Annotated in this window: 9 protein-coding genes and 8 tRNA genes; 13 read left to right on the plus strand and 4 right to left on the minus strand. The window is 42.7% G+C overall.

Features of this window, described 5'->3' with window-relative positions:
• The first annotated feature begins 2 nt into the window (after positions 1–2).
• The 13 genes from FFM63_RS07135 (at position 3) to gor (ending at position 7,822) form a co-directional block, all read left to right on the plus strand.
• A tRNA-Val gene (locus tag FFM63_RS07135) sits at positions 3–75 on the plus strand.
• 3 nt (positions 76–78) lie between these two features.
• Positions 79–151: transfer RNA gene (locus tag FFM63_RS07140), tRNA-Lys, on the plus strand.
• A gap of 9 nt (positions 152–160) precedes the next feature.
• Positions 161–242, plus strand: a tRNA-Leu gene (locus FFM63_RS07145).
• 18 nt (positions 243–260) lie between these two features.
• Positions 261–333 (plus strand) — tRNA-Thr (locus FFM63_RS07150).
• A 4-nt stretch (positions 334–337) separates the two neighbouring features.
• Positions 338–409: transfer RNA gene (locus FFM63_RS07155), tRNA-Gly, on the plus strand.
• 22 nt (positions 410–431) lie between these two features.
• Positions 432–517: transfer RNA gene (locus tag FFM63_RS07160), tRNA-Leu, on the plus strand.
• A 14-nt stretch (positions 518–531) separates the two neighbouring features.
• Positions 532–605: transfer RNA gene (locus FFM63_RS07165), tRNA-Arg, on the plus strand.
• Positions 606–622: 17 nt separating this feature from the next.
• Positions 623–696 (plus strand) — tRNA-Pro (locus FFM63_RS07170).
• A gap of 123 nt (positions 697–819) precedes the next feature.
• The gene (locus FFM63_RS07175; RefSeq protein ID WP_137609630.1) at positions 820–1,284 is read left to right on the plus strand and encodes a CtsR family transcriptional regulator; all 465 of its coding nucleotides are present in this window, start codon (positions 820–822) and stop codon (positions 1,282–1,284) included.
• 4 nt (positions 1,285–1,288) lie between these two features.
• Positions 1,289–3,787 carry an ATP-dependent Clp protease ATP-binding subunit gene (locus FFM63_RS07180; RefSeq protein WP_137609631.1) on the plus strand — a complete coding sequence of 833 codons (2,499 nt, stop codon included), beginning with the start codon at positions 1,289–1,291 and terminating at the stop codon, positions 3,785–3,787.
• Positions 3,788–4,043: 256 nt separating this feature from the next.
• The gene (locus FFM63_RS07185) at positions 4,044–4,958 is read left to right on the plus strand and encodes a peptidase U32 family protein (protein ID WP_137609632.1); all 915 of its coding nucleotides are present in this window, start codon (positions 4,044–4,046) and stop codon (positions 4,956–4,958) included.
• Between the two features lie 13 nt (positions 4,959–4,971).
• Positions 4,972–6,213 (plus strand): peptidase U32 family protein, encoded by a 1,242-nt coding sequence (locus tag FFM63_RS07190; RefSeq protein ID WP_137609633.1) that lies wholly within the window; start codon positions 4,972–4,974, stop codon positions 6,211–6,213.
• 259 nt (positions 6,214–6,472) lie between these two features.
• Complete coding sequence (gene gor / locus FFM63_RS07195) at positions 6,473–7,822, plus strand: glutathione-disulfide reductase (RefSeq protein ID WP_137609634.1); 1,350 nt, start codon at positions 6,473–6,475, stop codon at positions 7,820–7,822.
• Between the two features lie 101 nt (positions 7,823–7,923).
• Here gor and FFM63_RS07200 read toward each other — a convergent pair whose 3' ends face one another.
• The 4 genes from FFM63_RS07200 to FFM63_RS07215 all read right to left on the minus strand — a co-directional run bounded on the left by FFM63_RS07200 (position 7,924) and on the right by FFM63_RS07215 (position 11,691).
• On the minus strand, positions 7,924–8,877 hold the full coding sequence (locus FFM63_RS07200; RefSeq protein ID WP_137609635.1) for a biotin--[acetyl-CoA-carboxylase] ligase: 954 nt from the start codon (positions 8,875–8,877) through the stop codon (positions 7,924–7,926).
• Between the two features lie 105 nt (positions 8,878–8,982).
• Positions 8,983–9,786 carry an ABC transporter ATP-binding protein gene (locus tag FFM63_RS07205; RefSeq protein WP_137604455.1) on the minus strand — a complete coding sequence of 268 codons (804 nt, stop codon included), beginning with the start codon at positions 9,784–9,786 and terminating at the stop codon, positions 8,983–8,985.
• Positions 9,787–10,683, minus strand: coding sequence for an ABC transporter permease (locus tag FFM63_RS07210; protein WP_137609636.1), 897 nt, complete (start codon positions 10,681–10,683; stop codon positions 9,787–9,789).
• Between the two features lie 45 nt (positions 10,684–10,728).
• Positions 10,729–11,691 (minus strand): ABC transporter substrate-binding protein, encoded by a 963-nt coding sequence (locus FFM63_RS07215; RefSeq protein WP_137609637.1) that lies wholly within the window; start codon positions 11,689–11,691, stop codon positions 10,729–10,731.
• Between the last annotated feature and the right edge of the window lie 331 nt (positions 11,692–12,022).

Consider the following 12,022-nt stretch of genomic DNA (forward strand, 5'->3'; position numbering starts at 1 on the left):
ATGGGGGTTTAGCTCAGCTGGGAGAGCATCTGCCTTACAAGCAGAGGGTCAGCGGTTCGAACCCGTTAACCCCCATTTGAGCCGTTAGCTCAGTTGGTAGAGCATCTGACTTTTAATCAGAGGGTCACTGGTTCGAGCCCAGTACGGCTCATAAGAATATGCGGGTGTGGCGGAATTGGCAGACGCACTAGATTTAGGATCTAGCGCCTTACGGCGTGGGGGTTCAAGTCCCTTCACCCGCATTGTATTTTTTTGTAGTTGCCGGCTTAGCTCAGTTGGTAGAGCATCTGATTTGTAATCAGAGGGTCGAGGGTTCAAATCCTTTAGCCGGCATCATGCGGAAATAGCTCAGTGGTAGAGCACCACCTTGCCAAGGTGGGGGTCGCGGGTTCGAACCCCGTTTTCCGCTTTCCTGAAGACCAGGGGAAAGCGCCGGGGTGGCGGAACTGGCAGACGCACAGGACTTAAAATCCTGCGGTGAGTGATCACCGTACCGGTTCGATTCCGGTCCTCGGCATTAAAAAAGAATACGCACCCGTAGCTCAATTGGATAGAGTACTTGACTACGAATCAAGGGGTTAGAGGTTCGAGTCCTCTCGGGTGCATAGTTTTTTTTATTTTCCGGGAAGTAGCTCAGCTTGGTAGAGTACTTGGTTTGGGACCAAGGTGTCGCAGGTTCGAATCCTGTCTTCCCGATCAAAAAGAAGGTGAAAACCTTCTTTTTTTTTATCTTAATTTATTAAAAAAGGCGTTCTTCTTTATTTCGTGCTGCAAATTCGCTATAATTATGGTCAGGAATAGTCAATAGGAGACAATATTATGGGCAGAAATACCTCTGATCTGATCGAATCTTACTTGAAAGATATTTTAGAGAACAGCGAAATAATCGAAATTCGCAGAGCTGAGATGGCTCAGTTATTTAATTGTGTGCCTTCTCAGATAAATTATGTGATCAATACGCGTTTTACTTTTCAACGTGGTTATTTAGTTGAGAGCAAACGAGGTGGCGGCGGCTATATTCGAATAAGTAAAGTTAAGATTTCTGATCAACATTATTTTTTGGAACAATTAATGGATTCTTTTGGTAGCGAGATTTCTGAAGTGAATGCTTTTGGAATTATTCAAAAGTTATTTGAAGAAGAGATTATTACCGAAAATGAAGGCAATTTGATGTTGAGTGCCGTATCAAAGAATGTTTTAGGTATTAGTCAAATTGAAAATAGGCTGCGTTCCCGAATTCTTCATGGATTTTTAGAACGTTTAAGTTATGAGAAAAAGGAGTGAGGATATGGATCAGCTGTATACAGAACGTGCAAAAGCAGTATTAACAATTGCGCAACAAGAAGCTAAGTATTTTAAACATCGCTCGGTTGGTTCTGAGCATTTATTGTTAGCGTTAGTGATCGAACAACAAGGAATCGCAGGTAAAACATTACGTCAGATGAGTTCAAACGAAAATGATATTCGTGAAGAGATCGAACATATGACGGGCTACGGGTCAGTTAAATCCTATCCTGAAGGCAGTTATTTGCCTTATTCTCCGAGAGCTAAACAAATTTTGATTTTTGCTGATGATGAAGCGAAACGCTTTAATGCAAAATTAGTTGGAACGGAACACATCTTATTAGGTCTTTTACGTGATGATGAAATTTTGGCTTCTCATATTTTGGTGAATTTAGGTTTAAGCTTACCTAAAATGCGTCAGCTTTTATTAAAAAAAATGGGTGTGAATGAAGCTTCTAATGGAAATCAAGGAGCCGGTAATCGACGGAAGACACCGATAAAACCAGTCCAAAATAATTCACAAGGAACACCGACGTTAGATGGATTGGCTCGTGACCTGACAAAACTAGCGCGTGAAAAACGTTTGGATCCAGTAGTTGGCCGTGATGGTGAAGTACGGCGTGTAGTTCAAATTTTGAGCCGTCGGACAAAAAATAATCCTGTATTGGTCGGAGAACCGGGTGTTGGTAAAACAGCGATCGTTGAAGGTCTGGCTCAACGAATTATTTCCGGTGATGTCCCTGAAGACATGCGGGGAAAACGGTTGATGATGTTGGATATGGGCGCTTTAGTAGCCGGTACGAAATATCGCGGCGAGTTTGAAGATCGGTTGAAGAAAGTGATTGATGAAATCTATCATGATGGCCAAATCATTTTATTTATTGATGAATTGCATACGTTGATTGGTGCGGGTGGTGCTGAAGGTGCGATCGATGCATCAAATATTTTGAAACCGGCATTGGCGCGCGGCGAATTACAGACGATTGGTGCGACAACACTCGATGAATATCAAAAATATATCGAAAAAGATTCTGCTTTAGAACGCCGCTTTGCCCGTGTACAAGTGGAAGAACCAACACCGGAAGAAGCCGAAGAAATCTTAAAAGGTTTGCGTCCCCGGTATGAAGAACATCATGGCGTTGAGATCACTGACGAAGCGCTGCATGCGGCCGTCTCTTTATCCGTGCGCTACATCAATTCACGCCAGCTGCCAGATAAAGCAATCGATTTGATGGATGAATCTTCTGCAAAAGTCCGCTTAGATTCGACTGATGAAGTATCAGAATTGACGGAGTTGGAAGAAGAAGTTCAAGAGTTAGTGGCTGAAAAAGAAAAAGCGATCCAAAATCAAGATTTTGAATCAGCAGCTCGTTTACGTTTGCGGGAAAAACAATTAGCGGAAACGTTAGAACAAGCAAAAATCAAAGCAGCTAAACAAGAAAATGGGTATATTGATCAAGTAACTGACGAAGATGTGGCGGCAGTTGTATCACAATGGACAGGTGTGCCGTTGCAGCAATTAGAGAAAAAAGAAAGTCAACGTTTATTAGATTTAGAAAATGTTTTGCATAAACGTGTAGTAGGACAAGAAGATGCTGTCAAAGCGATCTCTCGTGCGATTCGCCGGGCCCGCAGCGGGTTGAAAGATCCTAATCGTCCAATCGGTTCCTTTATGTTCTTAGGTCCAACTGGTGTCGGAAAGACCGAGCTGGCCAAAGCGCTGGCCGAAGCAATGTTTGGCAGTGAAGAAGCGTTGATCCGAGTGGATATGTCTGAATTTATGGAAAAATACAGTACCAGTCGGTTGATCGGTTCACCTCCAGGTTATGTTGGGTATGAAGAAGGCGGACAATTGACAGAGAAAATTCGTCAAAAACCTTACTCAGTAATTTTGTTAGACGAAGTAGAAAAAGCCCATCCAGATGTCTTCAATATTTTATTGCAAGTTTTGGATGATGGTCATTTGACTGATTCAAAAGGGCGGAAAGTTGATTTCCGCAATACGATCTTGATTATGACTTCAAATATTGGAGCGACTGAGATTCGCGAAGAAAAAAATGTTGGATTCAACGTAAAAGATATTACCAAAGATCATCAAGCAATGGAAAAACGTATCTTGGAAATATTGAAAACGGCATTTCGTCCCGAATTCCTTAACCGGATCGATGAAACAGTAGTCTTTAAATCATTGGATCAAGAACAAATCCATGAAATCGTGAAAATCATGAGTCGTTCGGTTTTAGATCGCATGAAAGAACACGAGATCAAAGTGAAGATCACAGCAGCAGCTTACGATGTGATCGGAAAAGTCGGATTTGATCCTGAATATGGCGCACGCCCCATTCGCCGGGCACTACAAAAAGAAATTGAAGATCGGCTCGCTGAAGCATTGTTATCAGGTCAAATTCAATTGGGCGACGCCGTGACGATTGGCGCCAGCAAAGGTAAGATTACACTGACGGTAAAAAATTCTAAAGAAGAAAAAATACCGGAAAAAGTTTAATTCTATTGAGGTTGTGACAAGACTCTTGTCACAACCTCTTTTTTCTTTTAGCGCTAGTTGGAAACTTTTCAAAGCTGTGATAGTATAAAAAAGTCTAAGGAAGGCTGAGTGAATGGTTTTTTTAGGCAAGTTCAGCAATTGTTGAGTCAGAAAAGAAGTGATTGTAACTATTGCTGGCAAGTGGGTATGGACGGTGAATTTCAATCTTATTTTCTCAGGAAAATGAATTTACCGATCGGAACTAGGAGGATACACGATGATCGAATTAATTGCGACGGCGGAATCGATGACACAAGCCGAAGAATTGTTAGCTGCCGGCGTGGATACATTATATATTGGAGAAGAGACATTTGGTTTGCGGTTGCCGCATTCTTTTTCCCGTGAAGAACAGCAAGCGTTGATTGAAATGGCGCATGCGCAAGGAAAAAAAGTGAATATCGCTGTAAATGGTATTATGCATCCCGACAAAATGAAGCTGGTTCCAGAATATTTGGCATTTCTTGCCGAAGTCAAGCCTGATCAGCTAGTTGTCGGTGATACGGGAGTGATCTATTTATTGCAAAAATATGAGCTGCCTTATATTTATGATGCGGAAACATTAGTGACAAATGCGCGACAAATCAATTTTTGGCAGAAAAAAGGAGCCGTTGGGGCCGTCTTAGCCCGCGAAGTTCCTTTTGAAGAAATGCAAAGCTTGAATCAGCACGTCACTGTACCGGTAGAAGTATTGGTTTATGGAGCGACGTGCATCCATCAATCGAAAAGACCGCTGCTGGATAATTACTTCAATTATACGAAGCAGACAGAAAGTGCGACAAAAGAGCGGGGCTTGTTTATTTCAGAACCTAAAAAGGCAGAGACTCATTATTCGATCTACGAAGATCAGCATGGCACACATATTTTTGCCGATAACGATCTGAATTTGATCAAAGAATTGCTGGAATTGAGTCAAACAGGGTATCAAACGTGGAAATTAGATGGTTTGTTTACGCCTGGGGCAGATTTTGTTGCGATCGCTAAAATTTTTGCTTCAGCCAAAGCAGCGATCGAAACAAATACTTGGGATGAATCAGCGGCAGTCAATGCACAACAAGAAATTCAAAAATATCATCCTGTTGGTCGAGGAATGGATACTGGTTTTTATCATTTAGACCCAACAGCGATTAAATAGGGGTAATGGCAACATGACAGAGAGAAAATTGAAACGGCCGGAAGTTTTAGCGCCAGCCGGGACCTTAGAAAAATTAAAAACCGCGATCCATTATGGCGCGGATGCAGTATATATCGGTGGGGACGCTTACGGTTTGCGCTCGCGGGCGGGAAATTTTTCATTTGAAGAAATGGAAGAAGGCGTGCTGTTTGCTAAAAAATACGGTGCGAAAGTCTACGTGGCGGCTAACATGGTGACACACGAAGGCAACGAAAAAGGCGCCGGTGAATTTTTCCAAAAACTACGCGATATCGGGATCTCAGCGGTGATCGTCTCTGATCCGGCGTTGATCGAGATCTGTGCCACTGAAGCACCTGGGTTAGAGATCCATTTGTCTACGCAAGCATCAGCGACCAACGCGGAGACATTGAACTTCTGGAAAGAAGAAGGTTTAGAACGAGTTGTTTTAGCCCGCGAAGTTTCGATGGAAGAATTAGCAGAGATTCGCAGCAAGACTGACGTTCAAATTGAAGCCTTTATTCATGGCGCGATGTGTATTTCTTATTCAGGTCGTTGTACTTTATCAAATCACATGTCGATGCGGGACGCGAACCGCGGCGGTTGTTCGCAATCATGCCGCTGGAAGTATGAATTGTTCGATATGCCTTTTGCTCAAGAACATCGTTCAATGACAGAAAATGGAGACGTGACGGAAGAGTTCTCGATGAGCGCTGTCGATATGTCGATGATTGAACATATTCCTGACTTGATCGAAAATGGCGTGGACAGCTTGAAAATCGAAGGTCGGATGAAATCTATCCACTATGTGTCGACTGTATCGAATGTGTACAAAGCAGCTGTGGACAGTTATATCGCAGATCCAGACAATTATGTCTGCAAACAAGAATGGATCGACGAATTATGGAAAGTTGCGCAACGTGAATTGGCGACTGGGTTCTATTACCAAGTGCCGACTGAAAATGAACAATTATTTGGTCCACGGCGGAAGATCCCGATTTACAAGTTTATCGGCGAAGTCTTGAGTTACGATGAAACAAGCAAAATCGCAACGGTTCGTCAACGGAATCATTTTAAAGTAGGCGATGAGATCGAGTTTTATGGCCCGAATTTCCATCACTTTGAACAGACGGTCACTGAGTTGAAAAACGACGAAGGAGAATCGATCGATCGCGCACCAAATCCTATGATGATCGTAACAATGCCAGTCGCTCAACCAGTCAAACCCGGTGATATGATCCGAAAGAAAAAAGATTAAAGATTTTTCAGTTTGATAGTTAAAGCAGGTTCCAAGTTTTTGAGCTTGGAATCTGTTTTTCTATAAATCTATTGAGTTCAGTCGTCAGAAAATAGTGTGTAAAAAATGACGCTGCAAAAAAGGCTGGGCAAATAACGGTGCTTTTTTAGTAAATTGTATTAAAATGAACGTAAGTTTGACGTGGTCGATCAATAAATCTGGTTTCGATTTTTTTGTGAGCTGGGTTTGATCAGCTGCGTGACAAATAGGAGGAAATTAAATGAAAGAATATGATTATATCGTCGTTGGCGGTGGAAGCGGCGGAATCGCTTCGGCTAACCGTGCGGGGATGTATGGCGCAAAAGTGTTATTGATCGAAGGCAATAAAATCGGCGGGACGTGCGTCAATGTTGGCTGTGTACCTAAAAAGGTGATGTGGCAAGCCAGCAGTATGCTGGAAATGATCGAGCGTGACGCACCTAGTTATGGTGTTCAAGCAGACATCGAAACGTTTGATTTCAAAGGGTTAGTTACTCGCCGCGAAAAATATATCGACTTTTTACATAGCGCTTATTATCGTGGGCTAGACAGCAATCATGTCGAGCGGCTAGAAGGCTATGCGACGTTTAAGTCTGATCATGTGGTTAGTGTGAACGGTGAAGAGTATACCGCACCGCATATTTTGATCGCAACTGGCGGTCGGCCAAGCCAAATGAATATTTCTGGCAGCGAATTTGCGATCGATTCGAATGGGTTCTTTGAATTAACCGAGCAACCAAAAGAAGTGGTCGTCTTAGGTGCCGGCTATATCGCGGCAGAGTTAAGCGGTGTCTTGCAAGGAATGGGAACACAAGTCCACTGGGCTTTTCGTCACAGCCGTCCGTTACGAACGTTTGATAACATGCTGGCGGATAATTTGGTTGAGATCTATCGCGAAAATAAGATGAAACTTTATGACCATCATGTCGCAAAAGAAATCAAACAAAATACGGATGGAACGTATACGGTCTATTTTGAAAACGGCAATTCATTGACCGGCGATAAAGTTTTGTTTGCCGGCGGTCGTCTACCGAACACAAATAAACTAGGCTTGGAAAATACGTCGGTGACGTTGAACGAGAAAGGTTTTGTGATCGTCGATAAATACCAAAATACAACAAGTGAAGGAATTTACGCGGTGGGTGATGTTATCGGCAAACTTGATTTGACCCCCGTTGCGATCGCAGCAGGGCGCCGATTGTCAGAGCGGGTCTTTAATGGCAAATCCGAAGAATTTTTAGATTATGAAAATGTTCCGACAGTGATCTTTACTCATCCAACGATCGCGACGATCGGTTTGTCCGAAGAAGCTGCAATCGAACGCCATGGCAAAGATCAGATCAAAATTTATCACTCACGTTTTACGCCAATGTATTTCGCCTTAAGCGATTACCGGCAAAAATGTGATATGAAATTAGTTTGTCTCGGAGAAGATGAAAAAATCATCGGTCTGCATGCGATTGGTGTCGGTGTTGATGAAATGCTACAAGGTTTTGCTGTAGCGATCAAAATGGGCGCGACGAAGAAAGATTTTGATGATACCGTTGCGATCCATCCGACAGGCAGTGAAGAATTTGTAACCATGCGCTAAAAAAAACGGCTCTTTGCCCAATAGGACCGATAGAATATTTTCCTATCAGTCTTAGAAATTATAGTACCAAAAAAAGCGATGTGCCGCGGCACATCGCTTTTTTATTGGATCGAACTTAAACTGATCTCGCCAGAAGAAAGAGCGATCTGTTCAGTGCCTAGATCGACTATTAATTCACCTGTATCTGCGATTGCAACAGCAGTTCCTAAGTAGGAACGATCTTTACGTTTAAAGGTGATTTTTTTTCCTAATACGAATGACTTTTTACGATAAGAAGCAAGAAAGTCTGTCTGCTTCGTCAACAAGTCAAAGAAACGATTCCAAATAGTGATGATCAATTGATTGCGGGTAGTGGTTGCTCGACCAGCAGAAAAGAGCGAGGTCGCTTTTTCTTGCAGTTCTGGTGGATAATCTTCCTGTGGAATCGAAAAATTGATCCCCAAGCCGATAATGATATATTTCAGCGAATTGCTTTCAACATCCGTCATCGCTTCTGATAAAATCCCAGCGACTTTTTTTCCATTTAAATAAATATCATTCACCCATTTGATTTGGCTGTCGACACCCAAAAGTTCATCGATCGCTTCAGCCGCCGCTACCGCCATCAAGATCGTGTATTGCGGCAGTTCGTGCAACTGTTCGTTAGGTTTCAATAATAAACTCATGTAGATTCCTTGCTGTTTTGCCGCAAAAAAAGGGCGATCAAAACGACCATGAGGAGCTTCTTGCATATCTGCTACGATCAGCAACGGGGATTTTTTCCCGGCTAATACGGCAAACTGCGCATCTTTCATCGTTGAGTCAGAAGTTTCTAAAACATTCACATCGATCGGATAGCGGATCTGGTCTTGAATTTCTTTAGCATCTAAAATATCAGAAGGTTGGTAGCGATAGCCGTTAGCTAAATGTTGGATGTGATAGCCTTTTTTCTCTAGCTCTTTGATCGCTTTCCAGATCGCGGTGCGCGACACACCCAGTTCTTGCGCCAAGACTTCACCGGACAATACTTCTTGTGTTTCTTTTAAGCGTGCTAAAATCTTTTCTTTCGTGGTCAACCAAGTCCCTCCTTTTTTTGATTTCTTCAGTAGACTTAGTGTAACAAAAAAACAGACTGCATAAAAGCAGCCTGTCAAGAAAGAAGGGAAGCGATCATTTATCGATCAGCTTAATAACAAAGCATCATCTTTCAGTTCGACGCCGGAATTTTGTTGGAAGAGTTCCATCAATTTCGGTACGGTCAAATGTTGTTTTTCCGCTTGGTTCAAGTCTAAAGCAATCTGTCCTTGATGTAGCATGATCAATCGATTGCCGTATTGGATAGCATCTTCCATATTGTGGGTTACCATGAAGGCCGTCAGCTCTTGTTCGCGAATCAAGCGCTCAGTCAGCTGCATCACGGTCAATGAGGTTTTTGGATCAAGTGCGGCGGTATGTTCATCTAATAAAATCAAATCAGGTCGTTGCAAAGTTGCCATCAGCAAGGTAATCGCTTGGCGTTGTCCGCCAGATAGCAGGCCGATCTCTGCATCTAGCCGATTTTCTAAATTCAAATTCAGCATCGCTAATTGTTCTTGGAAGAAACTGCGGTCTTTGCTTTTCACCCCAAGGGAGAAGCCGCGTTTATGGCCGCGTTTCAGTGCTAATGCTAAATTTTCTTCAACAGTCAAACGGACGGCGGTACCCATTTTTGGATCTTGGAAGACACGACTGATTCTTTTCGACCGTTTAGTAACGGAGTATTTGGTGATTTCCTCTTCATTTAGAAACATTTGGCCTTCTTCGATTGGTAAAGTACCGGCAACGCTGTTCAGCAAAGTTGATTTGCCGGCGCCGTTTCCGCCGATGATCGTTACAAATTCACCTGGGGCTAAGCTTAGGTTGATTCCGCGCAACACATGATTTTCATTGACGGTCCCGCGTTCGAAATATTGATGAAGGTTATTAATTCTTAGAACTGGTTGCATCTAATTCGCCCCTTTCTTTTTTGTTTTTAAAGTAAATTTCGCCCGAATTTGCGGCAAAGATAAACAGATGACTAATACGATCGCTGAAGCTAGTTTTGAATCGGTCGGTTCAACATTCATTTCGAAGACTAAAGCTAAGATGAAACGGTAAATAATTGCCCCGGCCACGATCGTAACTAAACGAACCCAGATCGGTTTGTTGTGAAGCAGCACTTCTGCGATGATGATCGAAGCCAAGCCGATAACGATCGTTCCGACACCGGAATTCAGATCAGCAAAGCCGTTGTTTTGTGCCAGTAAGGCACCGGAAAGAGCGATACTGCCGTTTGAGATCATGTAGCCTAAGAGTTTCATGTTTTCAGTTTTAATCCCGTTAGCTTCACTCATATCAGGATTATCTCCTGTTGCGCGGACAGCTAAACCGATCTCTGTGCGGAAAAACAAGACTAACAGAAAGATCACTAGCAAGGTGATCAATAAACCAATCAGGATCACTGCATTGTTTTTGCTTAAGCCCATCGTTTGAGCCGTGGTAAAGATCGTATTTTCTCCCAACAACGCGATGTTGGGAGCGCCCATTACACGTGAAGTAATGGAGTACAAGCCTGTCATCGTAATGATTCCGGCTAGCAATGCGGGGATTTTGAATTTTGTGTTTAAGATCCCGGTCACTAAACCGGCTAACATTCCACCGCCAAAAGCTAATAAAGTGGCTAGGGCAGGATGGATTCCATTAACGATGGCGACGGCGGCGATCCCACCGCCTAAAGGGAAACTCCCTTCAGCGGTTAAATCGGCAATATCTAAAATTCGAAAAGTCATGTAAACACCGATTGCGAGCAATGACCAAAGAATCCCTTGCGACGTCGATGATACTAACAAAGTGATAATATTCATGCTTCTTCCTTCTTTCTTTCTGGAACTGTCGTTCAACGGCTTCCTTTATTTTGGTTCTTTGATGCTGGCTGGATCGATATCTAAAGCTTTCGCCATGTCTTCATTGACGACTAATTTCAGTGTGTCAGCAGATTCAACTGGAGTATCCGACGGTTTTGCGTCGCCATCTAAAATCTTAGCGGCCATTTCGCCCGTTTGTTTGCCTAATGATTTGTAGTCGATTCCAACGGTAGCTAGACCGCCATCAGTAACTTGTTCTGTTGAACCTGCGACTAATGGGATTTTCTTTTCTTTAACGACATCGCCGATCACTGCGGCTGCACTTGCGAAAGTATTATCCGTTGGGACATAGATCCCATCAGTTTCGTTTGCTAAAGATTCGGTTACTTGCTGAACGTCATTAGTTGTGTTGGCTGTTTTAATTTTTACGTCGACACCGGCTTTTTTCAGCGCTTTCTCAGCGAGGTCAGCTTGGATCTTAGAATTGGCTTCGCCGGCGTTGTACATGATCCCGATTGATTTTGCATCTGGAACGATCGACAATAGAAGCGCGATTTGTTTATCGATCGGCACCATGTCTGTGGTTCCTGTAACGTTTCCGCCAGGTTTTTTATCGCTTTTAACGAGTTTGGCTTCTTTTAAATCAGTCACTGCAGTAACCGTGATTGGAATTTCCGTCGTTACATTCAATAGAGATTGAGCGGCGGGAGTTGCGATCCCTAAAAGCAGATCCGGTTCATCATTGACTAATTTTTCACTCATACTTTTTAGGTTGTCTTGATTGTTTTGAGCGTTTTGGTAATCAATCTCTAAGTTGTCGCCTTCTTTATAGCCGCCTTCAGCCAAACCTTCTTTGAAGCCTTCATAGGCATTGTCTAATGAAGCGTGTTGAACAAGTTGCAAGACCCCCACTTTTTTTACACTGTCGTCACTTGCTTCTTTACTGCCGCAAGCACCTAACATCAATAAACTTACCAATCCAATTCCTGCTAATACTGTTTTTTTCATTATTTTCTCTCCTTTTGTAATAAAAAATCACCCGCTTAGAATGAATGAAATCCTAAGTGGGTGATGCAAATACAGAAATAGTATGCTATTTCAGCCACTTAGATTCCTCTATGCGGCCGGTGATACGTTGAAATGCTCTAGCCATCATAGATACAAAAAACACTGAGGTTGTTTGCATCCATCATGATGAATACAAACCTATCTAAAATAGCTAAAGTAATAGCGGTTATTCAGTTGTGAGTTTTTCGGATTCAGCATGTGAACAACCTCCAACTTGTTAAGATGTACATTAGTATACGGTAAGAAAAATGAGATGTCAATAATAAACTGA

The organism is Enterococcus pingfangensis (assembly GCF_005405205.1).
Classification (GTDB): domain Bacteria; phylum Bacillota; class Bacilli; order Lactobacillales; family Enterococcaceae; genus Enterococcus_A; species Enterococcus_A pingfangensis.